Source organism: Micromonospora chersina, from assembly GCF_900091475.1.
Classification (GTDB): domain Bacteria; phylum Actinomycetota; class Actinomycetes; order Mycobacteriales; family Micromonosporaceae; genus Micromonospora; species Micromonospora chersina.
In genome coordinates this window covers 3269380-3294858 of record NZ_FMIB01000002.1, presented here as the reverse complement: position 1 = coordinate 3294858, position 25479 = coordinate 3269380, and the positions used below count along the sequence as shown (strand labels likewise).

23 protein-coding genes are annotated in these 25479 nt (G+C 72.8%); 17 read left to right on the top strand and 6 right to left on the bottom strand.

Annotated elements, in window-relative coordinates; translation table 11 throughout:
• Window positions 1-45 precede the first annotated feature (45 nt).
• The 4 genes from GA0070603_RS15055 (at window position 46) to GA0070603_RS15040 (ending at window position 3682) form a co-directional block, all read left to right on the top strand.
• The gene (locus GA0070603_RS15055) at window positions 46-1170 is read left to right on the top strand and encodes a threonine ammonia-lyase (RefSeq protein WP_244282530.1); all 1125 of its coding nucleotides are present in this window, start codon (window positions 46-48) and stop codon (window positions 1168-1170) included.
• Entirely contained in the window at window positions 1167-2285 is a 1119-nt protein-coding gene (locus GA0070603_RS15050; protein WP_091313600.1) for a D-alanine--D-alanine ligase family protein, read from the top strand. Before GA0070603_RS15055 ends, GA0070603_RS15050 begins: the two co-directional genes overlap by 4 nt.
• Window positions 2282-2917, top strand: coding sequence for a M15 family metallopeptidase (locus GA0070603_RS15045; protein ID WP_091313597.1), 636 nt, complete (start codon window positions 2282-2284; stop codon window positions 2915-2917). Before GA0070603_RS15050 ends, GA0070603_RS15045 begins: the two co-directional genes overlap by 4 nt.
• A gap of 81 nt (window positions 2918-2998) precedes the next feature.
• On the top strand, window positions 2999-3682 hold the full coding sequence (locus GA0070603_RS15040) for an RlpA-like double-psi beta-barrel domain-containing protein (RefSeq protein ID WP_091313594.1): 684 nt from the start codon (window positions 2999-3001) through the stop codon (window positions 3680-3682).
• Window positions 3683-3728: 46 nt separating this feature from the next.
• Here the strand turns inward: GA0070603_RS15040 and GA0070603_RS15035 are convergent, their stop codons facing one another.
• The 3 genes from GA0070603_RS15035 to GA0070603_RS15025 are packed head-to-tail and all read right to left on the bottom strand — an operon-like array spanning window position 3729 to window position 6033.
• Window positions 3729-4718 (bottom strand): ABC transporter permease, encoded by a 990-nt coding sequence (locus GA0070603_RS15035; RefSeq protein WP_091313590.1) that lies wholly within the window; start codon window positions 4716-4718, stop codon window positions 3729-3731.
• A complete protein-coding gene (locus tag GA0070603_RS15030; RefSeq protein ID WP_091313587.1) occupies window positions 4715-5605 on the bottom strand; it encodes an ABC transporter ATP-binding protein in 891 nt (296 codons plus the stop codon). Before GA0070603_RS15030 ends, GA0070603_RS15035 begins: the two co-directional genes overlap by 4 nt.
• 11 nt (window positions 5606-5616) lie before the next feature.
• Window positions 5617-6033, bottom strand: a complete 417-nt coding sequence (locus GA0070603_RS15025) for a GntR family transcriptional regulator (protein ID WP_091313583.1) — start codon at window positions 6031-6033, stop codon at window positions 5617-5619.
• A gap of 73 nt (window positions 6034-6106) precedes the next feature.
• On the opposite strand from GA0070603_RS15025, the gene GA0070603_RS15020 reads away from it, so the two are divergent.
• Window positions 6107-6319 (top strand): hypothetical protein, encoded by a 213-nt coding sequence (locus GA0070603_RS15020; protein WP_139131879.1) that lies wholly within the window; start codon window positions 6107-6109, stop codon window positions 6317-6319.
• A gap of 77 nt (window positions 6320-6396) precedes the next feature.
• Here GA0070603_RS15020 and gabT read toward each other — a convergent pair whose 3' ends face one another.
• Both gabT and GA0070603_RS15010 read right to left on the bottom strand, forming a co-directional pair.
• The gene (gene gabT / locus GA0070603_RS15015) at window positions 6397-7668 is read right to left on the bottom strand and encodes a 4-aminobutyrate--2-oxoglutarate transaminase (protein ID WP_091313575.1); all 1272 of its coding nucleotides are present in this window, start codon (window positions 7666-7668) and stop codon (window positions 6397-6399) included.
• A 3-nt stretch (window positions 7669-7671) separates the two neighbouring features.
• Window positions 7672-9108, bottom strand: coding sequence for a gamma-aminobutyraldehyde dehydrogenase (locus GA0070603_RS15010; RefSeq protein WP_091313571.1), 1437 nt, complete (start codon window positions 9106-9108; stop codon window positions 7672-7674).
• 141 nt (window positions 9109-9249) lie between these two features.
• On the opposite strand from GA0070603_RS15010, the gene GA0070603_RS15005 reads away from it, so the two are divergent.
• Window positions 9250-10689 (top strand): aldehyde dehydrogenase family protein, encoded by a 1440-nt coding sequence (locus tag GA0070603_RS15005; protein WP_091313568.1) that lies wholly within the window; start codon window positions 9250-9252, stop codon window positions 10687-10689.
• Window positions 10690-10695: 6 nt separating this feature from the next.
• On the opposite strand, the gene GA0070603_RS15000 is transcribed toward GA0070603_RS15005, so the two are convergent.
• Window positions 10696-11928 carry an SUKH-3 domain-containing protein gene (locus tag GA0070603_RS15000; protein ID WP_091313565.1) on the bottom strand — a complete coding sequence of 411 codons (1233 nt, stop codon included), beginning with the start codon at window positions 11926-11928 and terminating at the stop codon, window positions 10696-10698.
• Between the two features lie 80 nt (window positions 11929-12008).
• Between GA0070603_RS15000 and GA0070603_RS14995 the strand changes: the two genes are divergently transcribed.
• From GA0070603_RS14995 to ahcY, 11 genes are all read left to right on the top strand, one after another.
• Complete coding sequence (locus GA0070603_RS14995) at window positions 12009-12422, top strand: YbaB/EbfC family nucleoid-associated protein (protein ID WP_091313564.1); 414 nt, start codon at window positions 12009-12011, stop codon at window positions 12420-12422.
• A 5-nt stretch (window positions 12423-12427) separates the two neighbouring features.
• Window positions 12428-12784: a hypothetical protein gene (locus GA0070603_RS14990; RefSeq protein WP_091321975.1), complete on the top strand. Its 357-nt coding sequence runs from the start codon at window positions 12428-12430 to the stop codon at window positions 12782-12784.
• 24 nt (window positions 12785-12808) lie between these two features.
• Window positions 12809-17104 (top strand): toxin glutamine deamidase domain-containing protein, encoded by a 4296-nt coding sequence (locus GA0070603_RS14985; RefSeq protein WP_244282712.1) that lies wholly within the window; start codon window positions 12809-12811, stop codon window positions 17102-17104.
• Complete coding sequence (locus GA0070603_RS14980; RefSeq protein ID WP_091313557.1) at window positions 17101-17547, top strand: hypothetical protein; 447 nt, start codon at window positions 17101-17103, stop codon at window positions 17545-17547. The genes GA0070603_RS14985 and GA0070603_RS14980 overlap by 4 nt, the downstream gene beginning before the upstream one ends.
• A gap of 88 nt (window positions 17548-17635) precedes the next feature.
• Window positions 17636-18367, top strand: a complete 732-nt coding sequence (gene nfi, locus GA0070603_RS14975; RefSeq protein WP_091313554.1) for a deoxyribonuclease V — start codon at window positions 17636-17638, stop codon at window positions 18365-18367.
• A gap of 307 nt (window positions 18368-18674) precedes the next feature.
• The gene (locus tag GA0070603_RS14970) at window positions 18675-19655 is read left to right on the top strand and encodes a hypothetical protein (protein ID WP_091321973.1); all 981 of its coding nucleotides are present in this window, start codon (window positions 18675-18677) and stop codon (window positions 19653-19655) included.
• Between the two features lie 180 nt (window positions 19656-19835).
• On the top strand, window positions 19836-20048 hold the full coding sequence (locus GA0070603_RS14965; protein ID WP_091313552.1) for a Trm112 family protein: 213 nt from the start codon (window positions 19836-19838) through the stop codon (window positions 20046-20048).
• Window positions 20045-21241 (top strand): SIS domain-containing protein, encoded by a 1197-nt coding sequence (locus GA0070603_RS14960; protein WP_091313549.1) that lies wholly within the window; start codon window positions 20045-20047, stop codon window positions 21239-21241. Before GA0070603_RS14965 ends, GA0070603_RS14960 begins: the two co-directional genes overlap by 4 nt.
• A gap of 108 nt (window positions 21242-21349) precedes the next feature.
• Window positions 21350-22363: a cation diffusion facilitator family transporter gene (locus GA0070603_RS14955; RefSeq protein ID WP_091313546.1), complete on the top strand. Its 1014-nt coding sequence runs from the start codon at window positions 21350-21352 to the stop codon at window positions 22361-22363.
• Between the two features lie 2 nt (window positions 22364-22365).
• Window positions 22366-23517 (top strand): mannose-6-phosphate isomerase, class I, encoded by a 1152-nt coding sequence (gene manA, locus GA0070603_RS14950; RefSeq protein WP_091313542.1) that lies wholly within the window; start codon window positions 22366-22368, stop codon window positions 23515-23517.
• A 311-nt stretch (window positions 23518-23828) separates the two neighbouring features.
• On the top strand, window positions 23829-25328 hold the full coding sequence (gene ahcY, locus GA0070603_RS14945; RefSeq protein ID WP_091313539.1) for an adenosylhomocysteinase: 1500 nt from the start codon (window positions 23829-23831) through the stop codon (window positions 25326-25328).
• Window positions 25329-25479: the final 151 nt, after the last annotated feature.

Below are 25479 nucleotides of genomic sequence, written 5' to 3'. Positions count from 1 at the left end.
CTGCCGCGCCGCGCCGGCACCGACCACAACCGAGAAGGAGAGACCATGTCCCGCAGTCACGCTCCGGCCCTCCCGGACCGGGCCCGCGTCGAGGAGGCCGCCCGGTGGCTGTCCGGTCGGGTGGTGCGTACCCCCGTGCTGAACGCCCCGGCGATCGACCGGCTGGCCGGCGCCCGGATCCTGCTCAAGGCGGAGAACCTCCAGACCGGGGGCTCATACAAGATGCGCGGCGCCATGCTGGCGGTGGGCCGGCTCGCCGCGGCCGGCCACACCGGGGTGGTCGCGCAGAGCACCGGCAACCACGCGGTGGCCGTGGCGCTGGCGGCCGGCCGGCACGGGCTGGCGGCGACAGTGGTGCTGCCTGTCGACGCCGCGCCGGTCAAGGTGGCCCGGGCCCGGGCGGCCGGGGCGCGGGTGGTCCTCGCCGGCACCGCCGTCGAGGAGCGGCTGGCCGCCGCCCGGCAGCTCGCCGCCGCGGACGGCCACCCGCTGGTCGACGCGTACGACCACCCGGACGTGCTGGCCGGGCAGGGCAGTGCCAGCCTGGAGCTGATCGAGGAGGCGGAACGCGCCGGCACCCCGCTGGACGCGCTGCTGCTGCCGGTGGGCGGGGGCGGCGGCGTCGCGGGAGCCTGCCTGGCCGCCGCCGGCACCCCGATCGAGGTGTACGGCGTCGAGCCGCTCGGCTGCGACTCGCTGGCCCGCAGCCTGGCCGCCCGCCGGCCCACACCTGTCGTCCCGGCACCCACCATCGCCGACGGGCTGCGGCCGGACTGCGTCGGCGACCTGCCGTTCGCGGTCGCCCGCGACGCCGTCCGGGGCGTCGTCCGGGTCGACGACGACGCGATCGCTGCGGCGTTCCGGCTGCTCCTGCTGGAGCTGAAGGTCCTCGTCGAGCCGTCCGGGGCGGCCGGGCTGGCCGGCGCGCTACGGCTGGTGACCGGGTCGGACGACCCCGACGGCGCGCTGCGGCCCCCGGCCCGGCCGGGCGGCTCCGACGGCGTGCTGCGGGTGGCGGGCGTGCCGGGCGGCTCCGGCGGCGCGGCCCCCGGGCGGTACCGGACGGTCGGCGTGGTGCTGACCGGCGGCAATGTCGAGGCGGATGTCGTGGCCCGGCTGGCGACGGGACCCGTCGCCGGCCTGGTCCGGATGGAAGGGGTGGCGGCGTGAGCGCTGCGGTGCGGATCGGTGTCCTGTTCGGTGGCCCGTCGGCGGAGCACCAGGTCTCCTGCGCCTCGGCGCTCGGCGTGGCTCGCGCCCTGGTGGAGCGGGGCCACGAGGTGGTCGCGCTCGGGATCACCCGCGGGGGCGGGATGCGGCTCGTGCCGGAGCCGGTGCTGACCGAGCGCTGCGCGCACGTGGCCGCCGGTCGGGCCATCGACGACCGGCTGCCGGTGACCGGCCCCGCCGTGGAGCTGCGGGCCGGGGCGCGCGCCGGCACGGTGGCGGTCACTGCGGCCGACGCGCCCGGCGCGGTGCACGCCGAGCTGGACGTGGTGTTCCCGGTGCTGCACGGCCCGTACGGCGAGGACGGCGTGGTGCAGGGGCTGCTCGAATCGCTCGGGGTGCCGTACGTCGGGTGCGGCATCCTCGCCTCCGCCGTCGGCATGGACAAGGTGGCGATGAAGCGGGCACTGCGGGCCGAGGGGGTGCCGACCACCCCGCACGTCTGGTTCGACGCGCTCACCTGGCGGGCCGCGGAGGACCCGGAGAAGCTTGTCGTCGGGCTGCGCCGGCCGCTGTTCGTGAAGCCGGCCCGGATGGGCTCCTCCATCGGGATCTCGCGGGTGGCCGACGGGGACGACCTGGCGGCCGCGGTCGAGGAGGCGCTCCGGCACGACCACGTGGTGCTGGTCGAGCAGGGCGTGACCGGCCGGGAGCTGGAGTGCGGCGTGCTGGGCGGCTGGCGCCCGGAGGCGTCGGCGGTGGGCGAGGTCCGGGTCGCGGGCGGCTGGTTCGACTACCGGCAGAAGTACTTCGGCGACGCCGACCCGATGATCGTGCCGGCGCCGCTGCCCGACGAGGTCACCGAGCGGATCCGGGAGCTGTCCGTCCGGGCGTTCACGGCGATCGGCGGCTGGGGTCTGGCCCGGGTCGACTTCCTCTACGACGAGGCGACCGGCGAGGTGTTCGTCAACGAGCTGAACACCCTGCCCGGCTTCACGGCGCACTCGATGTACCCGAAGGTGTGGGCCGAGTCCGGCGTCGACTACCCCGAGGTGGTGGACCGCCTGGTCGCGCTCGCCTTCGCCCGGCACGCGGCCCGGCCGGGAGGTGCGGCATGATCCTGCTCTCCGATCCCCGGGTCGCGGCGGTGTCCAGCCGGGACGACGGCGATCCGCTCGTCGACCTGCGGGACCTGCCGGAGCTGCGGCTGGACACCCGGGCCGCCGACCCCGCCGGGGCGTACGCCCGGGTGCGGCGCGGGGTCGCGGACCGGTTGCTGGCCGCGCAGCGCGCGCTGCCGGCCGGCCTGCGCCTCCTGGTCGTCGAGGGGTACCGGCCGTACCGGGCGCAGCTCGACATCTTCACGGGTTACCGGGACGAGCTGCGCCGGCGCTACCCGGACTGGTCCGCGGAGCGGCTGCACCGGGAGACCGCCAAGTTCGTCTCGCCGGTCGAGGTGGCGCCGCACAGCACCGGCGGCGCTGTCGACCTCACCCTGTGTGACGCCGACGGGAAGGAGCTGGCCATGGGCACCGCTCTCGACGCCACCCCGGAGGAGAGCGCCGACGCCTGCTTCACGGCGGCCCGGCACATCCCGGTGAGCGCCTGGCGGAACCGGCAGATCCTGGTGGCCGCGCTGAGCGGGGCGGGACTGGTGAACTACCCGACCGAGTGGTGGCACTGGTCCTACGGCGACCGGTACTGGGCGCTTCTCACCGGAGCGCCGCACACCCGTTACGGTCCGTTGTGATTCGCCGTCCCTGCTGAACGGTCCGGCCCTCCCGTCCGTACCAGGCGTCGAACGCGATCACCGGACGACGGGAGAGACAACGTGAGGGTGCAGCGCAAGCACGTGCTGGCGGCGACCGTGGCACTGGCCGCCTCGGCGGTCGTCGCGGTGGGCACGGGGATGGGCTTCGCGGAGACCGCCCCCGCCGGGCAGTCGGCCTGTGCCGGGTCGGTGACCTTCTCGGCCGAGGGCGGCGCGCCGGCGGCGACCAGCGACCGGTTCCCGGTGGGTACCCGGCTGCGGGTGACCAACCTGGACAACCGCAAGGTGGCCACGGTGACGGTGACCGGGCCGTCCGGGAGTTGCGTGCTGCTCAACGCGGCGGCGATGGACCTGGTCCGCGAGCCGGGCAAGAACGTGATCCGCCGCAACCTGGTCGAACGCCTCGACGGCGGCGCCCCGGCGACCGGCGCGGCACGGCCGGGTGGCGGGGCCCCGGTGGGCGAGGCCCGACCGGGCAACGCCCAGCCCGGTGGCGCGCCCGCCAGTGTCTGCACCGGGGCGATCACCTTCTCGGCCGAGGGCGGCGCGCCGGCCGCCACCAGCGGGCAGTTCCCGGTGGGCACCCGGCTGCGGGTGACCAACCTGGACAACGGCAAGGTGGCGACCGTGACGGTCACCGGGCCGTCCGGGAGTTGTGTGCTGCTCAACGCGGCGGCCATGGACCTGATCCGGGAGCCGGGCAAGAACCTGGTCCGCCGCAACGTGGTGGAACTGCTCCGCTGAGCCGGCCGGGCAGGGTGGGTGGCGCCCACCCACCCTGCCGGAGGGCTCAGGCGATCCGGCGGAGCCGGCGTACGGCGAGGTAGAGCAGGAGGGCAGCGAGGGCGACGAAGATGCCGGTCTCGATCCACTGGAACGGCCAGAACCGGTCCGCCGGCTGGTACAGCTCCCAGTTGTAGGCGCCGGGCTGGACGCCGAGTTCCTCCCCGCAGCGGTGGCCGTCCGGGCCCTTGCCGCCCGGCGGGCACATAATGCGGGTGTCGGCCGCCACCATCTTCCCGTCGGGGTTGCGCACCCCGCTGGCCAGGACCCAGTTGCCCCGGGGCTCCTGCAGCGGTTCGGCTCCCTCGATCGGGAAGGTGCGGGTGCGGGCGGCCTGGTAGTGGGGTCTGGCCAGGATCGCCACCGCCGCCCGGACCCCGATGAACGCGGCCAGGGTGACGCCCATGGCGGGCAGCATCCGGCGCCAGAGGGTGCCGGCGAAGATGCCGAGCGCCACCGCGAAGAGGGTGTAGCCGATCGGGGCGATGCCCTGCAGGTCGAAGACGATGAAGCCGAGACGGCCCTCGTGCGCGGCCTGGGTCAGCGGGCTGACCCACCAGGCCATGCCCAGTCCGTAGCCGATCGCCAGCGCCAGCGTGACCGCGACGACCAGGCCGAACTTCACCAGGGCCCACCGCGTCCGGCCGACACCCTGCGTCCAGGCGAACCGGTGCGTGCCGTGCTCCACCTCCCGGGCGACCAGCGGGGCGCCCCAGAACAGACCGACGAGCACCGGCAGGACGACGAGCAGGACCGCCACCAGGTTCAGGCTCTGGTACCGGTTGGTGAACTGGCGGAACGCCGACTCGCAGCCGTTCGCGGTGACCGGGTCGACGTCCGAACGCGCCAGCTGACTGACGCAGTTCGGCAGCCCGAGCTCGGTGAAGCTGTGCCGCATCGACAGGCCGATCGGGACCATCAGGGCCGCGAGCGCGGCGAAGCCGAGGAGAGTGAAGAGCAGCTGCTTGCGGTGCTGCCGCCAGGCCAACCAGATCATGCCGGCACCTCCCAGGCGTCGTGGCTCGTGATGGTCTCGCCCTCGGCGAGGTAGGCCAGCACGAGGTCCTCCAGCGTCACGTCGTGCACCGTCCATTCCGGAGCGATGACCTCGCCGGTCGTGCGGACCAGCAGCGTCGACTGCCGGGTGGTGTGGCTCGCCCGGACCACCGCCTCGACCCCCTCGATCGGTTCGCCGCCGTGTCGAGGCCCGACCATCTGCCGGTGTGCGGCGACCAGGTCGTCGACCGCGCCCGCCAGGTGCACCCGGGCGGCCTGCAGCACGACCAGGTAGTCGCAGACCCGTTCCAGGTCGGCCAGCAGGTGCGAGGAGAGCAGCACGGTCGTCTCGGAGTCCGCGACGCTACCCATCAGCGACTGCAGGAACTCCCGGCGTGCCAGTGGATCGAGGCTGGCGACCGGTTCGTCGAGGAGCAGCAGCCGGGGCCGCTTCGCGAGCGCGAGCGCCAGCGCGACCTGGGCCCGCTGGCCGCCGGACAGCTTGCCGACGGGCAGCTTCGGCGGGATGCCGAGCTGGGCCAGCCGGTTGCGGGCGAGTGCCCCGTCCCAGTTCTTGTTCATTCGTCGGCCCGCCTCCACCAGCTCGGCGGCGGTGAAGTCCCGGTAGAGCGGGGTGTCCTGGGCGACGAAGCCGATGTCGGGCAGCACCGACGGGTTGGCGTACGGCGTTTCGCCGAAGATCCGCACCGCGCCGGCGTCCGGCTGCAGCAGGCCGACCGCGAGGTGCAGCAGGGTGCTCTTACCGGCACCGTTGGGGCCGACGAGGGCGGCGATCCGCCCGGCGGGCAGGCGCAGCGAGCAGTCCCGCAGCGCCCAGGTTCTTCCGTACCGTTTGCCGAGCTGCTCGGCCTCCAGCGCGATCTCCATCAGCTGTCCTCTCATCCTGCTGAGGCGGGTTCGGCACGCGTCGTGCCGGCGACGAGCGCGGCCCGCATGGTGGTCTCGACCAGGGCGGTGACGTCTTCCGGGGTGAGCCCGGCAGCGCGGGCGCGGTGCAGCCAGGCGACCAGCTCCTCGCGGAGCTCGGCCTGATCGGCCAGCGACGAGCCGGCGAGGGTCCGGCGGACGAACGTGCCGACGCCCGGGCGTCCCTCGACCAGACCCTCGATCTCCAGCTCGCGGTACGCCTTCAGCACCGTGTTCGGGTTGATGGCCAGCGACTGCGCGACGTCGCGGACCTTGGGCAACTGGTCGCCGGCGGTCAGCAGCCCCACCCGCAGAGCCTGTTTGACCTGCTGGATGAGCTGCACATAGGTGTTGACCTTGGACCGGCCGTCCAGTACGAACTCGATCACGCGACGCCCTTCTATTGTCCTACGACAGTAGGACTATAGGACAGAATGCCGTCGCGGTGGGGGGATGTCAGGGATGAGTCCTGGCGTGCCGGTCGTGGGCATCCTGAGCGGCTGCGGTGCGGCCACTGTGGAGCAGGCGCGGACCGCCGTCGTGTGGGCGACCGGCGGGGAATGGTGGGACGGTGCCGACGTGGATTTTCTGGCCGCGCTCGTCGACGAGGTGCGCGGAACGGCCCGGCGGGCACTGGCCGACGGGCTCGACGCGTACTGCTGGATCTGCCTGTAGGGCTCTGGGTGGAACACCACGGGCGGCACCTGGGGGGGTCGACGCCCGTGGTGTTCCAGGATCGGGGCTGACCTCGGTCAGCCGAACGCCGCCTCCAGGATGTCCAGGCCGCGGGCCAGCTCGTCGTCGGAGATGACGAGCGGGGGCAGGAACCGCAGCACGTTGCCGTACGTGCCGCAGGTCAGGGTGAGCAGGCCGGCCGCGTGGCAGGCGGCCGAGATCGCCGCCGTGGCGGCCGGATCCGGCGTCAGCGTGCCCGGCTGGACGATCTCCACGGCGAGCATCGCGCCGCGGCCGCGTACCTCGGCGACGCGGGGGTCGCGGGCGGCGATCGCGCGCAGCCGGTCGACCATGACCGTGCCGATCCGCCGGGCGGCGGCGGCCAGGTCCAGCTCGTGCATGGTCTCGATGGCCGCGAGCGCCGCCGCGCAGGCGATCGGGTTGCCGCCGTACGTCCCGCCGAGGCCGCCCACGTGCACCGCGTTCATCAGCTCCGCCCGGCCGGTGACCGCGGCGAGCGGCAGCCCGCCGGCGATGCCCTTGGCCAGGGTGACCAGATCCGGCTCGACGCCCTCGTGCTGGCAGGCGAACCAGTCGCCGGTCCGGCAGAACCCGGTCTGGATCTCGTCGGCGACGAACACCACGCCGGCGGCGGTCGCCCACTCGCGCAGCGCCGGCAGGAACCCCTCGGCCGGCACCACGAAACCGCCCTCGCCCTGGATCGGCTCGATCAGCAGCGCCGCCACGTTCTCCGCGCCGACCTGCTTCTCCACCATCTCGATCGCACGGGCCGCGGCGGTCGCACCGTCGAGGCCGCCGTCGCGCAGCGGGTACGACATCGGCACCCGGTAGACCTCACCGGCGAACGGCCCGAACCGGTGCTTGTACGGCATGTTCTTCGCGGTCAGCGCCATGGTCAGGTTCGTCCGGCCGTGGTACGCGTGGTCGAAGACCACCACGGCCGGCCGCCCGGTGGCGTGCCGTGCGATCTTCACGGCGTTCTCCACCGCCTCGGCACCGGAGTTGAACAGCGCCGAGCGCTTCTCGAAGTCGCCCGGCGTCAGCGCGTTGAGCTGCTCGCAGACCGCCACGTACGACTCGTAGGGCGCCACCATGAAGCAGGTGTGGGTGAAGCGCTCGACCTGCGCCCGCACCGCCTCGACGACCTTCGGGGCGGAGTTGCCCACGTTGGCGACCGCGATTCCGGCCGCGAAGTCGATCCACTGCCGCCCGTCGACGTCGGTGATCGTCCCGCCGCCCGCGTGGTCGACGTAGGCGGTGATGGTGCTGCCGACGCCCCGGGCGACGGCCGCCCCCCGGCGCTTGTGCAGCTCGTCCGACGATGCCATTGGTCAGCCCTCGATGTTGTGCATGACGTGCTTGATCCGGGTGTAGTCCTCCAGGCTGTAGACCGAGAGGTCCTTGCCGTGCCCGGAGTGCTTGAAGCCGCCGTGCGGCATCTCCGAGACGAACGGGATGTGGGTGTTGACCCAGACACAGCCGAAGTCCAGCCGGCGGGTCATCCGCATGGCCCGGCCGTGGTCCTTCGTCCACACCGAGGCGGAGAGGCCGTAGTCCACGCCGTTGGCCCAGCGCACCGCCTCGTCCTCGTCCGAGAAGCGCTGCACGGTGATCACCGGCCCGAACACCTCGTCCTGGATGATCTCGTCGGCCTGCCGGACCCCGGACACCACGGTCGGGGCGTAGAAGTAGCCGCGCTCGCCGACCTGCGAGCCGCCGGTGTCGACCTTCGCGTGGTCCGGCAGCCGGTCCACGAAGCCCCGCACCCGGGCGAGCTGGTTGGCGTTGTTCAGCGGGCCGTACAGGACGTCCTCGTCGTCCGGCGCGCCGGTCCTGGTGTTGCGGGCCTGCTCGGCCAGGGCGGCCACGAAGTCGTCGTGGATGCCCGGGCCGGCGAGCACGCGGGTCGCGGCCGTGCAGTCCTGGCCGGCGTTGAAGTAGCCGCCCACCGCGATCGCCTCGGCCGCGGCCTCGATGTCGGCGTCGTCGAAGATCACGACGGGGGCCTTGCCGCCCAGCTCAAGGTGGGTCCGCTTCAGGTCCGGCGCGGCCGCGGAGGCCACCTCCATGCCCGCCCGGGTCGAGCCCGTGATGGACACCAGCTGCGGGGTCGGGTGGGAGACGAGGGCGCGACCGGTGTCCCGGTTACCGCAGACGACGTTGAACACGCCCGGCGGGAAGAACTCCGACGCGATCTCGGCCAGCAGCAGCGTCGACACCGGGGTGGTGTCGGACGGCTTCAGCACCACCGTGTTGCCGGCCGCCAGGGCCGGGGCGATCTTCCAGACCGCCATCATGAGCGGGTAGTTCCAGGGCGTGACCTGGGCGCAGACACCGATTGGCTCGCGCCGCACGTACGAGGTGTGCCCGGCCATGTACTCCCCGGCCGAGCGCCCCTCCAGCAGGCGGGCCGCGCCCGCGAAGAACCGGAACTGGTCCACCGCGGGCGGCAGCTCCTCGTCCGCCGTGAGCTGGCGGGGCTTGCCGGTGTTGCGGACCTCGGCGTCGACCAGCTCGGCCGCCCGGGACTCCACCGCGTCGGCGAGCTTCAGCAGGGCCTTCTGCCGTTCGCCCGGGGTGGCGTCGCGCCAGGACTCGAACGCGGCGGCGGCCGCCTCCATGGCGTTGTCCACGTCCGCCGCCCCGGAGACCGGCGCCTGGGCGAAGACCTCGCCGGTGCACGGGTCGATCAGATCGGCGTAGCCGCCGTCCACCGGGTCGACGTACTCGCCGTTGACGAAGTTGCGCAGCTGTTGCTGGTCGCTCATCAGAAGTCTCCGAGGGATGGCCGGGGGGAGGGTCAGCGGAGGTTATCGCAATCTGACTGCCATCTTGGCTACTGAATCCGAGGCAGACAAGGGTTTGGGCAACTGTTTCCGCGCGGGCTTGCGTGGTCTACGCTGCCGAGCGTGGAGCCGAGAGCCTTCTATGTCGCCGGCCGCCCCGCCCACGGCGAGGGGGAGCTGACCGTCACCCACCCGTACGACGGCCGGGCGGTGGGGCGTACCACCCTCGCCACGGCCGACCAGGTCGAAGCCGCCGTCGCGGCAGCCGCCGAGGTGTCCGCGGCGGCCGCGGCCCTGCCCGCGCACGCCCGCGCGGCCGCCCTCGACCACGTCTCCCGGCGGCTGGCCGAACGGGCCGACGAGGTCGCCGCCCTCATCACCGCCGAGAACGGCAAGCCGGTGAAATGGGCGAAGGCCGAGGTGGGCCGGGCTGTCTCCACCTTCCGCTGGGCGGCCGAGGAGGCCCGGCGCTTCTCCGGCGAACTGCAACGCCTGGACACCGACCCGGCGGCCACCGGACGGATCGCGCTGGTCCGGCGGGTGCCCAAGGGGCCGGTGCTGGGCATCGCCCCGTTCAACTTTCCGCTGAACCTGGTCGCGCACAAGGTCGCCCCGGCCATCGCCGTCGGCGCGCCCATCGTGGTCAAGCCCGCCCCGGCCACCCCGCTCTCCGCGCTGCTGCTCGGCGAGATCCTGGCCGAGACCGACCTGCCCGAGGGGATGTTCTCGGTGCTGCCGCTGCCCAACGAGCGCGCCGCCGACCTCGTCACCGACCCGCGGCTGCCCGTCGTGTCGTTCACCGGTTCCGGGCCGGTCGGCGCGGCCATCCGCCGGGCCGCGCCGGACAAGCACGTCACCCTGGAACTCGGCGGCAACGCGGCGGCGGTGATCTGCGAGGACTGGGCGTCGGACGGTGACCTCACCTTCGCCGCCCACCGGATCGCCACCTTCTCCAACTACCAGGCCGGGCAGTCGTGCATCGCCGTGCAGCGGGTGTACGTGCACGAATGGCTCTACGACGGCTTCCTGCCCCGGCTCGTCGCGGCCGTCGAGGAACTGCGCACCGGCGACCCGACCTCCGAACTGACCGACGTGGGGCCGCTGGTCTCCGTCGAGGCGGCCGAACGCGTCGAGGCGTGGGTCGACGAGGCCGTCGCCGCCGGCGCCACCATCGAGGTGGGCGGGCGGCGGAACGGCGCCACCTACCCGCCGACCGTGCTCAGCGGGGTGCCGTCCACGGCCAAGGTCTGCACCGAGGAGGTGTTCGGGCCGGTGCTGGTGGTCGCCCCGGTCACCGACGACCGGGCCGGGTTCGCCGCCGTCAACGACTCGGCGTACGGGTTGCAGGCCGGGGTGTTCACCCACAACCTGCAGACCGCCTTCCTCGCGCACCGGACGCTGGAGGTCGGCGGCGTGATCGTCGGGGACGTGCCGTCGTACCGGGCCGACCAGATGCCGTACGGCGGGGTGAAGGGCTCGGGCGTGGGGCGGGAGGGGCTGCGCAGCGCCATGGACGACTACACCGAGCCGCGCGTCATGGTCCTGACCGGGGTGACGCTGTAGCCCCGTTCACCAGGTGCCGTCGTCGCGGACCCGGGCGGGGGCGCGGCCGAGCAGCAGGGTGGTGAGGGCGGCGTCGATGTCGGGGCCGAGGAACCACTCGCCGGCCTGATCGAGCGCGAAGATCCGGCCGCGCTCGTCGACGGCGATGATGCTGTCACCGCGCTCGGTGCCGATTGGGAAGAGCCGGACGCCGAGGACCGTGCCGAAATCGGCGAGGCTGTCGGCGCTGTGCGCGCCGCGCAGTGGATTCGTGGTGAATCGGCTGATCCACACGTCCTGACCCGGCCCCCGCCTGCGGCTGAGGATCGCCGGGAAGTCGGTGAGCGCCTGCTCGGCGGCCGGGAATGTCTCGTGCCGATGGTGCCGTCCGGCGATGTCGCGCGTTTCGGCGATCGCGCCCATCGCGAGCGCCTCGTTGAACATGCTGACCTGCCAGCCCGCGTCCATGAGCGCGTGCCCGACCGCGTCGGGGAACCGGCCGGGCTGGACGATCCGCCGCGGCTCCGGGCGCCACTCTTCCGTGTATGCGAGATCCGACCACGGGAGGGCGTTGAAGCGCACCAGGAAGTTGACGCACGAGTCGCAGGGCAGCTCTGCCGGCCCACCGGAGGGATCTCCCGGTTCCCGGACCCGGAAGACCTCGAACCGGCACGTGCCCAGGAGTGCTCGGGCCTCCTCGAACGTCAGCGGGGGAAGGCTCTCGGCGCTGCGTCGGTGATCCTCTTCGTGCAGGACGTCCGAGACGACGACCATCTCGGCGTGCCGCTCACCACCCCGCACCAGGTGGCCGGGTGGCAGCCCGTCCAGATAGGACCCCACCAGCGGGTGGTGCCGCAGCTCGACGTCGCCCTTGACGCCCTGCGCGACGTGCAGGCGGCCGTCGACGGTGAGGTGCGCGGCGGCGCCGGGCGTGGGCAGCCGGGTGATCTCCCGGAGGAGTTGGCTGGCTGGGTCCACGGTGCGAGGCGCCCGTGGAGTTGCCGGCCGGCGCTGGCGGAACATCTCCTCGACGGCGGGGGCCGGCACCCTCGGCCAGGTCGACACCTCGCCGGTCTCCTTGTCGATGACCGTGGTCGGCAGGTCGCCAGGCAGGGCCCGAGCGCTGGTGGACACAGTGGACGTGACCAGGTAGCCCAGCTCGAACTCGTCGACCATCGGCGTGCACGGGAATCCCAGCCGCTCGGAGTCGCGTCGGGCCCAGACGGCGGCGAGTTGCTCGGCCTGCTGTCGTTCGATCACAGCCTGAAGTTACCGGACCCCACGGATTCCGTGGCGCCCGGTATGGTCGGCCCTACTGACGGTGACGGAAGGGGGCGGCGGTGGCCGAGAGCGCGGACCGGGACGCGAACCGCGCGCTGCGTGCGCGGTTCGACGAGGTGTACGGCCAGTACCAGCGACTTCGGTCCGGATTGGACGAACTCCAGGCCAGGCTCGCCGAGTTGCGGGTGACCGAGCGCTCCGACGACGGCCAGGTGACCGCTGTCGTCGGCGCCCGCGGCGAGCTGATAAGCGTCGAGGTCGCCCCGTCGGTGTTCCACGAACGGGACGCCAGGGCGCTGAGCCGGAAGATCACCGACACCGTGCTGCGGGCGTCGGCGTCCGCTGTCACCGCGACCCGTGACCTGGTCGCCGGATTCCTCCCGCCCGGGTCGCCGTCGGTGGAGTTCCTGCGTACGCATGATTTCGGCGCCCTGCTCGGCCGGGCGGACGCCGTCCTGTCCCGCGGGGAGTGACGGCGATGGCCGACGGGCAGATCTGGCTGGACCCCGACCGGGCCCGGCGCGGCGGCGCCGACCTGGCCCTGGCGGGGAAGGCGGTGGCCGCCTCCCGGCGGGAGGCGGGCGAACCCATCGCGGCGGCGAGCGCGCAGCGGCCGTGGGGTCGGGACGACATCGGCGCCGCCTTCGACAAGCACTACCAGGGCTACGCGGAGACCCTGTTGCGGGCGTGGGAGATCCTCGGCCGCTCGCTCGAAGGGCTGGGCAGCGACGTGGTGCGTTCCGTCGTCGCCACCGTGGAGACCGACCTGACAAACGCTCGCCAGCTCGGCGAGATCCCGCACCAGCAGCACAACCCGCACCGGCCCTGGCGCTGACCACCGGAGGATCCGCGCGTGAGCATGCTGCCCAGCCCGATCCCGCACCCGCTCGACTACTGCCCCTGGGACGTGCCCGGTTGGATCTACGAGGCGCTGGACTGGGTCGTCGGCGTCGAATGGCCGGAGGGCGACGAACGCGCCGTCTGGGACCTGGCCGACAAGTGGTACGGCGTCGCCGACGTCCTGGCGAGCCCACGGGACGACGCCACCACCGCCGCGGGCGAGGTCCGTAGCGGGTACGGCGGCGTCGGGCTCGTGGCGCAGGCGTTCGACGTGGCCTGGGGCAAGGTCGCCGAGGGCGAGGACGCGCCCCTGCACGTGCTCGTGGCGGCCACCGGCGAGCTGGGCCGGCTGGTCGACTCGTGTGGCTGCGACATCGAGGGCGCCAAGCTGGAAGCCTGGATCGAGCTGGGCATCCTGGTCGTCGAACTGCTCTCGCTCGCGGTGGCCACCGTGCTGACCATGGGCGCCGCCTCGCCGGCGGCCGGCGCCGCGATCACGGCCAGCCGGATCGCCGTGCAGCAGATCTTCAAGCGGCTGGTGGCCCAGCTGGCCCGCAAGGCGGTGAAGGAAGGGCTGAAGGAGGCCGGCGAACGGGCCGCCAAGGAGGTCGTCAAGAGCGGCGCCCGCGGACTCGCCCGCCGGGCCGTACTCGCCGGACTGGTCGAGGCGGGGCAGGAGGCCGGCACCAGCCTGGCGACGCAGGCGTACCAGAACTCCACAGGCCGCCGTGACGGCCTGGACCTGACCGACGTGGGCATGTCGGGGCTCGGTGGCTTCGCCGGTGGTGCGGCCGCGCCGCTGGCCGGTCTCGGGCGGCACGCGCACGGGCGGTTCGCCGAGATCGGTGAGCGTTTCGGGCGGGAGATGGCCGGCGAGACCCTGGCCGAGAGTGCCGCGGGGCTCGCCACCGGACAGGACCTGTCGCTGGAGGATCTGGCCCGGGCCGCGGCCTCGGGCGCCAGCGGCTCCGCCACCGGACAGGCCGACAACGCCCTGCACCACCGCCTCGACGAGAAGCTGGCCGGCCTTCCCACACAGTCGCTGGACCTGGGGCTTCCACCGTCTGTCATCCCCTCCCAGCGAGCGCCGGAGCCGGCCCCGCCGCTCGGGGATTCCGGCCCCGGACCGGTGCCGCAACCTGCGACGGCCGATTCCGCCTCGGCGCCGGACCCTTTGTCACCGCTCGCTGGCGACCGGCCCGCTCCGGCGAATGTCCCGTCTCTGAACGTGGGCCAGGACGCGGAGGGGGTGGGCGCTTCCCCACCTCACCGGATGGATGCGGACGTGGCGACGAACCCTCCGAGCGCCGAGGTGACGACGAGTTCGGTGCTGGCCACCGCGAGCCCCACGCTCTCGTCCGTGGCCGTCGAGGCGCCCGTCGCGGGCACGCCGGTTCCCGACACCGCCGAGCTGAAGCCCGGCCCGGTCAAGGCCACCATGCTGCCCGACATCGCCACATCGAGCCAGACGGCGCCGGTGCAGGCTGCCGCCACGCCGACCGTGGGCACGCCTACCACCGTTGCACCACAGCCGCAGGGGCCGGTGTCCATGCCGCCGGACCGCTCGACGATTGGTGCCGTAAGCCCACCCGGTCCACTGACCGCTTCACCGGCGCATTCACACGTCGCACCATCCGTCGGCCCGGCAACGGGGGCACCGGTCAACGGGTCGAATGCGCAACCCGCCCCGAATCCCCGGTTCCCGCTGCTGGAAGCACTTGCCCCGCAGCGCCCGGCGTCGGATCCATCGGCCACGCTCGCCGGTCCCTTCGATCCGATGCGGCCACGTGGGATGACGTCGCAGGAACGCGCCGCCCGACTCGCGGCCGATCGGGAGGGCCTCGATCGCCGTCGCTATCAGCGCTACCTGCAGCATCAGCGGAAGCTGTACGAGGAGAACAGGCGGCAGGGCCAGGTAAAGGAGCTGCGCGACGTCGCCGAGCAGCACTATGAAGCGGCGCGCTGGCTTCTCCAGCGGGCGCACGAGCTGCGTGAGGCGGGGCGAGAGGACCTCGCCGACCAGCACGTGCGCGAGGGGCGCCTGAGGGAGCGCCTCCACTATCGCGCCGTCGATGCGGCGGAGGCGGTACGCGCGGGGGAACTGCTTCCCAGCGAGGTGATGGTCGAGGACGACCTCGACTTCTACCGGATCAACGACGACGTAGCCGACCTCGCGCCGGGTGCCGTGGAGACGCCCGACCACTCGGCACTCACCGGTCACGGCCACCCACCGCCGATCGACCGCTCCCGCCGGTACGGGGTACGGGGCGGACTCCGGCCACCGCTCGCGCTGCACCAGACCGACCTGGAGCGACAGATGCCGCGTAATCCCGACGGCAGTGTGGTGCGGACCGCCGATCCCCGCGAGGGCGGGTGGTTCCAACTGGCGAACGACGGTGGACCCGCCGCCGACGCCACCCGGGGCATCAACTGCCTGGACTGCACGTTGTCACTCTTCGAGACCTGGATGCACGGCCGGCCGCGGGTCTCCGCGCCGCGGACCTTCGACGGCTATCTGCAAGGGGACGTCCGCCAGCCGGTGGGCGGCGAGGCGGACGGACCCCGCCGGGTCGAGGAGATCACCGGTGGCCGGTTCCAGAACCTGTGCCCTACAGCGTTGTCGGGCGTCCCCGATCCCGAGACGCGCGACATGATCGAGGACGGTTACCGCGACCTCCAGGCGCAGCTGCTGGCCGGTGGCCACGGCAGCTACGCCTTCCTCATCACGGCCATCGAGGGCGGCGGCTCACACGCCTGGGTGGCGCTGAACCAGAACGGCACGGTCCTCTACCTCGACCCCCAGACGGGCCGGATCGGCAGGCATCCGCTCTACTCCCACAACGGAATCCGGGGTCCCCACAACGTGGTGGGCATCGACGCGCTGGTGCTCGGTCCCGACGGTCACCCGATGCCGCTCGCGGACCGGCCGCCGGGCGACTACAACGTCCTACCCGATCCGGTGGAGAGGCCGGCGCCACCCCGAACCCTCGAACCGCCGCCGCCACCCCACGACGGCAATGCCCCGGACTTCAACCACGTCCACCTGCTCGGCGAATCCACCACCTTCCAGCGATCCGACGGCACCCCATTCCCCGGCAGAGTTCCCGACGCGGAGTCGGAGGCGGTCCAGCTACGGAACGCGCATCGCGACGCCCACGCCGACCGGATCGCCGCCGGGCTGTACGTCCGGGACGCGCTGGCCGCGAGCGGAAGCCTGGACGAGGTCTTCGCCGCCGGGGTGACGCCGGTCGAGCTGGCGCAACACCTCGACGGACCGACGCTGCAACGGCTGGTGCCGGAACTGGAGCCGGCCGCGGCCGACGACCTGACGCGGCTGCTCGCCGATCCGCGAGTCAGGCAGATGCTCGACCAGACCTGGGAGGCGCCGCCCCGGGGCGAGGAACTGCTGGCCGAAACACTGGTACGGCAGCTCGCGCAGCGGCCCGACCTGGTTCGCATGATCCTGTCGACCCCGGAACTCGCCAACTCGCTGATCGCCCGCCCAGTCACCCTCCACCACCTGGCCAGCCACCAGAAGGCGATCGACGTGCTGGGCGAGGTCCTGGACGAGATCGCCGAGCAGGGTGCCGCTGTTGCCGCCGCAGTGCGGACGCCGCCTGTCGCACCCACCCCGCTTACGTCGGAGCAGATGGAGGTGAGCGCGGCCTTCGCCGTCCAGGGCCCGGCTGCAGTGCAACCGGGCTTCGACCTTGACCGCCTTGAGGACGCTGCCTACAGGCAGCAGTACTTGGATCAGTTGTATGCGTCCGCAGTTGTTGCGCAGGCCGAAATTGATGCGCTCGGACGAAGCTTAGCTGAGGCTTTGGGCAGTAAAGGCACGTATTACCCGAGGCCGAAACCCAAGGACCGTGGGCGAGCTGAAGACAAAATCGATGGCTATGGCGGTGACGTGTCGCAACTGACAGACCTGGCGGCTGGCCGCGTCGCCTATGAGCGCCTGGATGACTTGTATGAAGCGCTGGCGTCGCTACGTGGTGACGAACGACTGCGGCTCGTAGAGTTCGAGGACCGCTTTGTTGCCCCACAAAAGGGCGGATACCGGGACGTGCAGATGATGGTTCGTACGTCCACTGGCCACATCGCCGAGTTCCGGTTGCACTTGGCTGCTCTAGATGAAGTGGCGACTTGGGAGCATTCGCTCTATGAGGTGCGGCGGGACCTCGGATCGGTGGCCAGAGAGCAAGGACGTAGCCTCTCGGACATGGAGTCGGCGATCCGCAAGGGCATCATCCATCGTCAGCGTGAGTACTTCTGGGCGGCCCTCGAGTCGGCACTCATCGGAGGACACGAGTGACTGGCACGGAAGAAGAAGTCGACCTTCCTGGCTACTACGAGTACTACAAAACGCCGGTGAAGATGGTTGCCACTCCAGACGGCGGGCTTACTGCTTGGCGCTTGGACAAGAAGACCGGCGGCTGGCAGCCTGCGAACGACATCGTCGACGAGATCCTCTTTGCTATTGGCGGAGAGGTCTTCGTTCGGACGCCGGCTCAGTTCGTGCAGCGTACGGAAGCTGTGCGGGGGCGCTACCTGAAGGGCGAGGGGCCGATCTTCGCTTTGTACGAGACGGTCAAGGCCATCGACGACGTAGCTGTCGCAGAGGGTCGTCCGTACACGGCTGAGGAGGCTGCACTGATTGCGGGCATCCGACGGCGGACGTTTGTGATGTTCGAGGAGCAGCTGCAGCAGGCCGGCGATCCCGGTGCCGACCCGACCATCGCCACCGCCGCCTCTTGATGCCCTCCGAGCGGTTTGCTCGACCGCCGATCCCAGCACGAAGCGCCAGCATCTCTGACGCGCACCCCGGCACCGGAACCGGCCGGCCATGACGGACAGGGGAGTGCCCTACCGGCCACCGGCGGACGTCGCGGAGGCGTTGCGCATACAGGAGGAGTTGCGTCCTCGGGTCGACCTTGTCGGGCCGGGGCCGACGGCGCCTGCGACAGTGGCCGGGCTGGATGTCGCCTACGCGGAGAGCGGTGACCGACTGGCAGCGGCCGTCACGGTGCTGGACGCGGCGACCCTCGCCGTGGTGGACGAGGCGGTGGTCGTGAGCCGACCGGCGTTCGACTACGTGCCGGGGCTGTTCGCCTTCCGTGAGCTGCCGGCGCTGTTGGCGGCGCTGGATCGGTTGACCGTCCGGCCCGACCTGCTGATCTGCGACGGGCACGGGCTGGCGCATCCGCGCCGGTTCGGGCTGGCCTGCCACCTCGGGCTGGTGACGGGGCTGCCGGCGGTCGGGGTGGGGAAGACGCCGCTGGTCGGGGTCTGGGACGAGCCGGCGCCGCAGCGGGGCGCCTGGACGCCGCCGCGCGACGGCGGTGAGGTGGTGGGTCGTGTGCTGCGGACGCGGGACGGGGTGAAGCCGGTCTTCGTCAGCGTCGGGCACCGGATGAGCCTGGACAACGCGGTGGACCGGGTGCTGGCGTTGACGCCCCGCTACCGGCTTCCGGAGACCACCAGGACAGCCGACCACCTGTGTCGCCGTGCCCTCGCCGAGGCTGGCGGTCGAGCCGCGACACCGGCCGGCGACGGCGACCCGGCCGCGAGCGCCTGAGGGTCAGCGGTCGAGAGCCGGCGTCGACTTGCGGGCGCGGGCTGATGTGAATCTTGGACTGTTGTCGTTCGTGACGAACGGTACGTGTCCAAGATCTCCGACCGCGCGCATCGGCCGGTCCCGCCGGCAACCGCACACCCAGGGCGCGGAAGTGATCATGCAGGCCGGCCGCGTCGCGGCGAGGATGGTGCGGGTGCCCCGGGGTGTCGCGGCGCACATGCGGAGTGCTCAATGGGCGGGTGCCTATACGGCCCGGTAGTAACCTGACCGGCGGATCCGTCCGGGGTGTGGAAACAGTGAGGTGGAGATGTCGGTGAGGCGGCACGCGGCGCGGTGGGCCACGGTCGGCGTGATGCTGGGCGGCCTGGTGGCCGGCGCGGCGTCCCCGGCGCTGGCTGCCGACGACCGGGTGGAGGTGCGCTCGGCGAGCAGCTTCACGGCCGGTGGTTCGGCGGGCACGGTGGCGGTCGAGGTGCGTAAGCGCACCGACGGCTGCGTACTTCTTCGGACCGCTCTCGGGCTGCGGCTCGACGGTCTGCGGGCGGACCAGGTCCAGGTGCAGGTGGCCACCGGTGGCCGGTGGGTGCCGGTGCCGGTCTCCGGTGGTGGTGGCGCGGTCGCCACGGCTCAGACGTCGCCCGCCAACGCGGCCCTGTGCAAGGGCAAGGCGATCACCGTCCGCTACCGGGTGGCGTTCCTGGCCGGCACGGCCGGCGGGCGGTTGGCTGTCGTCGGCGAGGCGAGTGCCGCGAGCGGCCGGGTGCTGGGCCGGTCCGCGACCGCCGCCCGGGTGGTGGGTGCGGAGCGCACCGCCAGCCCCAGCCCGACGCCGTCGCGAAAGCCGTCGCCCACCCCGAGCGCCGTCGCGACCACGCCCGCCGAGGGAGACACCACCTCGGCGGTGGCCGCCGCGGCGCTCGACCCGGCTGCCGGTGGTCAAGCTGCCGAATCGTCCTCCGGAGGTTCCCCCATCATGTGGTTCGGCATCGCACTGGTGCTCGTCGGTGTCGCGCTGATCGTGTTGCTGGTCCGCCGCAACCGCGCGGAGAAGACGGACGGGCAGCCGGGCGCCGGTCAGCCGCCGGTCCCGCTGCCGCGCAGCAGCACGACCTACCGGTCGGGCGCGCCCGCCGGTCAGGTGTACGGGCAGCAGCCGCCCGCCCCGGCGCCCCGCCCGGCGGGGAACGTCTACGGCGCCCCCGCGGCCACGGCCGACGGGACGGACGGCGAGCCGCCGGCCGCCGCGGGCGGTGACGCCACCACCGTGCTGCCCCGCATGCCGCGCTGAGCCGGAGCCCGGCCGGTCGCCGGGGTTACGGTGACGATGGGTGATGGCGACCTGACCGGGCCGCCGTGCCCGCCGGGTGCCGAGATGTGGCACGGTGCCCGCGCCGGTTCGCCGATAAGATCGCGTGCGCCGGACGGCACCGCCGACCGGTGAGACCGCATACGTGGAAGGAGCCGCGCCGTGGCCCTGGACCCGCAGTTGCTCGAGATTCTCGCCTGCCCGGACACGCACCACGCACCGCTCGACTACGACGCGCAGGCGCAGACCCTTACCTGCACCGAGTGCGGTCGGATCTTCGAGGTCCGGGACGACGTCCCGGTGCTGCTGCTCGACGAGGCGCGTGGCGGCCCCGCCGCCGACGACGCGCGCGGCGGCTCCGGGTCGTCGCGATGATGGAGGGTACGGCCGGGGTCAGCGGCCACCGGCACGCCGACGAGTCACTGCTTGACGATCCGGACCGGCTGCGCGAGCAGGACCCGGGCGGCATGCTGCGGTTCACCGCCTCCGCGGGCGCGCAGGTCCGGGAATCGGCGGCGCTGGCCGCCGAGGCCAACCTGACCGTGCTCGCCGACGAGGGCCGCCCGCGCGCGGTGGTCATCGCCGGCATCGGCACCGCCGGGCGGACCGGTGACGTGCTGGCCACGGTCGCCGGGCCGCGCTGCCCGGTGCCGGTCATCCCGCACCGAAGCGCCGGCGTGCCCGGCTGGGTGGGCGCGGCGGACGTGGTCATCGCGGTGAGCGCCTCCGGTCGCAGCCCCGAGGCGCTGGGCGCCGCCGAGGCCGCGCACCGGCGGGGCGCCCGCCTGGTCGCCGTCGGCGCGCCGGACTCGCAGCTCCAGTCGGTGGCCGAGCGGGCCCGGGCGCCGTTCATCCCGGTACCCCGGCGCGCCCCGGCCCGGGCCAGCCTCTGGGCGCTCACCGTGCCGGTTCTGCTCGCCGCCCGTACGCTCGGGCTCGTGAAGGTCAACGAGGCGGACCTGGCCGAGACCGCGGCCCGGCTGGACGCCGACGCCGACCGGTGCCGGCCCACCGCCGAGTCCTTCGTCAACCCGGCGAAGTCGCTGGCCCTGGGCCTGTCCGGGTCGATCCCGATCGTCTGGGGCTCGTCGCCGCTCGCGACGGTGGCGGCGCGCCGGTTCGGTGACACGCTGTCCGCGAACGCCCGCTACCCGGTGGTCACCGGGGCGCTGGGCGAGGCGGGCCGGGGCCGGGTCGGTCTGCTCGACGGCGTCTTCGGCGGCCTGGTCGAGGGGGAGCGCGACATCTTCGCCGACCCCGACGAGACCGACGGCGACGCCACCCGGCTGCGGCTGGTGCTGCTGCGCGACGGCGGCCTCAACGCCGAGGACGACACCGACGAGCCGCTGGCGGTGGAGGAGCGCCGCGCGGACGCGGTGCAGACCCTCGCCGAGCGGCGCGGGGTGCGCTGCGACGTGGTCACCGCCGAGGGCGGGTCCGCGCTGGAGCGGCTCGCGTCGCTGATGGCCGTCCCGGACTTCGCCTCGGTCTACCTCGCCCTGGCACACGGACTGGACCCGATGGCCGTACCGGCCATCACCGAGATGAAGGAGCTGGCGAACCAGTGAGCACGTGCGGCATCGGGCGGGGAGAAGCGTGAGCGAGCGGAGCGAGCTCACCATCGGGCTCAGCAGCGCGGCGCCTCGCGCCGCCGCGGAGCGAAGCGAGGCGGCGGCGTGAGCGCCAACGGTGGGACGAAGGCGATCGTCGCCGCGCTGGCGGCCAACATCGGCATCGCCGTCACCAAGTTCGTCGCGTTCCTGCTGACCGGCTCCTCGTCGATGCTGGCCGAGTCGATCCACTCGGTCGCCGACTCCGGCAACCAGGGCCTGCTGCTGCTGGGCGGCCGGCGGGCCAAGCGGGAGGCCACCCCGGAGCATCCGTTCGGCTACGGCCGGGAGCGCTACATCTACGCGTTCATCGTGGCGATCGTGCTGTTCAGCGTCGGTGGCCTCTTCGCGCTGTACGAGGCGTACCACAAGGCGCAGCACCCGGAGCCGATCACGAGCTGGCAGTGGGTCCCGGTGGCCGTCCTGGTGATCGCCATCGGCATGGAGAGCTTCTCGTTCCGGACCGCCATCCAGGAGTCCAACCACATCCGGGGCAACCAGTCCTGGGTGCGGTTCATCCGCCGGGCCAAGGCGCCGGAGCTGCCGGTGGTGCTGCTGGAGGACTTCGGCGCGCTGATCGGTCTGGTCTTCGCGCTGTTCGGCGTGGGCATGACGCTGATCACCGGGAACGGCATGTGGGACGCGGCCGGCACCGCGATGATCGGCGTGCTGCTGGTGATCATCGCGATCACGCTGGCCATCGAGACGAAGAGCCTGCTGCTCGGTGAGGGCGCGGAGCGCCACGATCTGGCGAAGATCGCGCAAGCGGTCACCGAGGGGCCCGAGGTCGAGCGCATCATCCACATGAAGACGCTCTACCTGGGCCCGGAGGAGCTGATGGTGGCCGCGAAGATCGGGGTGCCGGCCTGCGAGACGGCCGAGGAGGTGGCGCGGGGCATCAACGCCGTGGAGGCGCGGATCCGCGCCGCGGTGCCCATCGCCCGGGTCATCTACCTGGAGCCCGACATCTACAGCGCGGCGGCGGACCGGGCGGGCACCGGGCAGGCGGCCCACACGGCCGTCCCGCAGCCGGAGGCCGCCGCCGGCGGCGACGAGGTGGCCGGACGGCCCGGGAGCTGACCGTGGAGCTGTTGCAGGGCCGGATCCGGGACTACGCCTGGGGCTCCCGCACGGCGATCGCCGAGTTGCAGGGGCGGCCGGTGCCGAGCGCCGGGCCGGAGGCCGAGCTGTGGCTGGGCGCCCACCCGGGCGCGCCGGCCACGGTGGACCGCGACGGCAACCCGGTCAGCCTCACCGAACTGCTGGTCGGGGAGCCGGAGCACTGGCTGGGCGAGCGCCTGGTCGGCCGGTTCGGCACCCGGTTGCCGTTCCTGTTGAAGGTCCTGGCGGCGGACGCCCCGCTGAGCCTCCAGGCCCACCCGGACGCCGAGCAGGCCCGGGCCGGCTATGCCGCCGACACCGGCCGGGTCAACTACGTGGACCCGTACCACAAGCCGGAGCTGCTGGTCGCGCTCTCGGAGTTCGAGGCGCTCTGCGGGTTCCGGGATCCGGCGGAGTCGGCGGCGGCCATCGCGGCATTCGGCGTACCGGCGCTGGAGCCCGTGGTGGCGGCGCTGCGGACCGGGCCGGAAGGGCTGCGGGAGGCCGTACGCCTGCTGTTGAGCTGGCCGGAGGCGGAGCGTGCCGGGCTGGTGGCGGACGTGCTGGCGGCGGAGGCCGCCGGTCCGGACGCCGGGCTGGCCCGGGCGCTGGCGGTCGACTACCCGGCCGACCCGGGTGTGGTGGTGGCGTTGCTGCTGCACCACGTCCGGCTGGCGCCGGGCGAGGCGATCTGGATGCCGGCCGGCAACCTGCACGCCTACCTGCGGGGCACCGGCGTGGAGATCATGGCGGCCAGCGACAACGTGCTGCGCGGCGGGCTCACCCCGAAGCGGGTGGACGTGGACGAGCTGCTGCGGGTGCTGCGTTTCGAGGTGCTCGACGAGCCGGTGGTCCGGCCGGAGCAGGTGGCGCCCGGGGTGGTGACCTGGCTGGTGCCCGTGGACGACTTCGCGCTGCACCGGGTCGAGGTGACCGCCGGCGGCCCGGCGGCACGGTTGGACGTCCCTGGCCCGCGGGTGGTGCTGTGCCGCGCCGGTGAGGTCACCGTTGCCGACGGGGTGGGGACCGTCACCCTGGCTGCCGGCCAGGCGGCGATCGGCACCGCGGCCGGCGGGCCGCTCGTGCTCGGTGGGGCCGGCGTGGCGTTCGTCGCCACCTCCGGACTGCGCTGACCGGAGCGCTACGCGGCGGCTCAGCCTCGCCCAAGTCCGACTTTCCCGAAATGGCTTGACGCGGTCCTGACCTGGTGTGACTCTATGGGTACGCAGCGTTGTCGCGACGAAGGTCCGGTAACGCGCGGGGGAACCAAACCGGGGGGATGCACGGGGCGGCCGGGCCGTGAGCGGAAAGTCCGTTCACGACCGACCGCCCCGTGCGCTGTCCGCCGACCGGGCCGCCGCCCCGTCGGTCAACCGGGCACGGGAGAAGAAGTCCACGCGCGTAAGGTGGAAGGCTGCGCAGTCATCGTTCGACAGGAGCTTCCATGACCAGCACCCTCCCGGCGGCCCCCCGTGGCGCGTCGTCCGGAGCCCGGCCGAGCACCCTCGCCGAGGGCGACTACAAGGTGGCGGATCTGTCGCTCGCCGCGTTCGGGCGTAAGGAGATCCGGCTCGCCGAGCACGAGATGCCCGGCCTGATGGCGATCCGGCGCGAGTTCGCCGAGGCCCAGCCGCTCGCCGGCGCCCGCATCACCGGCTCGCTGCACATGACCATCCAGACCGCCGTCCTGATCGAGACCCTGGTCGCGCTCGGCGCGCAGGTCCGCTGGGCGTCCTGCAACATCTTCTCCACCCAGGACCACGCCGCCGCCGCGATCGTCGTCGGCCCGGACGGGACCCCCGAGGCCCCGGCCGGCGTCCCGGTCTACGCCTGGAAGGGCGAGAGCCTGGAGGAGTACTGGTGGTGCACCGAGCAGGTGCTCACCTGGCCCGACGGGCAGGGCCCGAACATGATCCTCGACGACGGCGGCGACGCCACCCTGCTCGTGCACAAGGGCGCCGAGTTCGAGAAGGCCGGCGTCGTGCCGCCGGTCGAGTCCGCCGACTCGGAGGAGTACGCGGTCATCCTCCAGCTGCTGCACCGCTCGCTCGCCGAGGACGGCCAGCGCTGGACCCGGATCGCCGCCGGCATCAAGGGCGTGACCGAGGAGACCACCACCGGCGTGCACCGGCTCTACGAGATGCACCGCGCCGGCACCCTGCTCTTCCCGGCCATCAACGTCAACGACTCGGTGACCAAGAGCAAGTTCGACAACAAGTACGGCTGCCGCCACTCGCTCATCGACGGCATCAACCGCGCCACCGACGTGCTGATCGGCGGCAAGATGGCGGTCGTCATGGGCTACGGCGACGTGGGCAAGGGCTGCGCCGAGTCGCTGCGCGGCCAGGGCGCCCGGGTCGTGGTGACCGAGGTCGACCCGATCTGCGCCCTCCAGGCGGCGATGGACGGCTACCAGGTGGCCACCCTCGACGACGTGGTCGAGCAGGCCGACATCTTCATCACCGCGACCGGCTGCTTCAACGTCATCACGCACGAGCAGATGGCCCGGATGAAGCACCAGGCCATCGTGGGCAACATCGGCCACTTCGACAACGAGATCGACATGGCCGGTCTGGCGAAGCGCTCCGACGTGACCCGGGAGAACATCAAGCCGCAGGTCGACGTGTGGCGCTTCGACGACGGCCACGCCATCATCGTGCTCTCCGAGGGCCGCCTGCTGAACCTGGGCAACGCCACCGGTCACCCGAGCTTTGTGATGTCGAACTCGTTCGCCAACCAGACCATCGCCCAGATCGAGCTCTACACCAAGACCGACGAATACCCGGTCGGCGTGTACGTGCTCCCCAAGCACCTGGACGAGAAGGTCGCCCGCCTGCACCTGGACGCGCTCGGCGCCAAGCTGAGCACCCTCACCAAGGAGCAGGCCGCCTACCTGGGTGTTTCCCAGGAGGGCCCGTTCAAGCCGGAGCACTACCGCTACTGAGTTCCGCCCGGAGGGGACCGGGGTCGGCCGTCGCGCGGCCGTCCCGGTCCCCTTCGCGTACGCGGGGCGTCGGCGGCTCCGGCGCTGCGCGCCGGCTCCCGGTGTCCGGGTGGGGTCGAACGGCCCTGGCGGGTGTGGCCGCCGCCGGGCG

Bases quoted from the DNA above. Each gene is read 5' to 3' on its own strand.
- GA0070603_RS14985 (WP_244282712.1), top strand. From the start codon at position 12,809: ATGCTGCCCAGCCCGATCCCGCACCCGCTCGACTACTGCCCCTGGGAC.
- GA0070603_RS14990 (WP_091321975.1), top strand. From the start codon at position 12,428: ATGGCCGACGGGCAGATCTGGCTGGACCCCGACCGGGCCCGGCGCGGC.
- GA0070603_RS14970 (WP_091321973.1), top strand. From the start codon at position 18,675: ATGTCGGTGAGGCGGCACGCGGCGCGGTGGGCCACGGTCGGCGTGATG.
- GA0070603_RS15010 (WP_091313571.1), bottom strand. From the start codon at position 9,108: ATGAGCGACCAGCAACAGCTGCGCAACTTCGTCAACGGCGAGTACGTC.
- GA0070603_RS15045 (WP_091313597.1), top strand. From the start codon at position 2,282: ATGATCCTGCTCTCCGATCCCCGGGTCGCGGCGGTGTCCAGCCGGGAC.
- GA0070603_RS15030 (WP_091313587.1), bottom strand. From the start codon at position 5,605: ATGGAGATCGCGCTGGAGGCCGAGCAGCTCGGCAAACGGTACGGAAGA.
- ahcY (WP_091313539.1), top strand. From the start codon at position 23,829: ATGACCAGCACCCTCCCGGCGGCCCCCCGTGGCGCGTCGTCCGGAGCC.
- GA0070603_RS15055 (WP_244282530.1), top strand. From the start codon at position 46: ATGTCCCGCAGTCACGCTCCGGCCCTCCCGGACCGGGCCCGCGTCGAG.
- gabT (WP_091313575.1), bottom strand. From the start codon at position 7,668: ATGGCATCGTCGGACGAGCTGCACAAGCGCCGGGGGGCGGCCGTCGCC.
- GA0070603_RS14960 (WP_091313549.1), top strand. From the start codon at position 20,045: ATGATGGAGGGTACGGCCGGGGTCAGCGGCCACCGGCACGCCGACGAG.
- nfi (WP_091313554.1), top strand. From the start codon at position 17,636: ATGACGGACAGGGGAGTGCCCTACCGGCCACCGGCGGACGTCGCGGAG.
- GA0070603_RS15035 (WP_091313590.1), bottom strand. From the start codon at position 4,718: ATGATCTGGTTGGCCTGGCGGCAGCACCGCAAGCAGCTGCTCTTCACT.
- GA0070603_RS15020 (WP_139131879.1), top strand. From the start codon at position 6,107: ATGAGTCCTGGCGTGCCGGTCGTGGGCATCCTGAGCGGCTGCGGTGCG.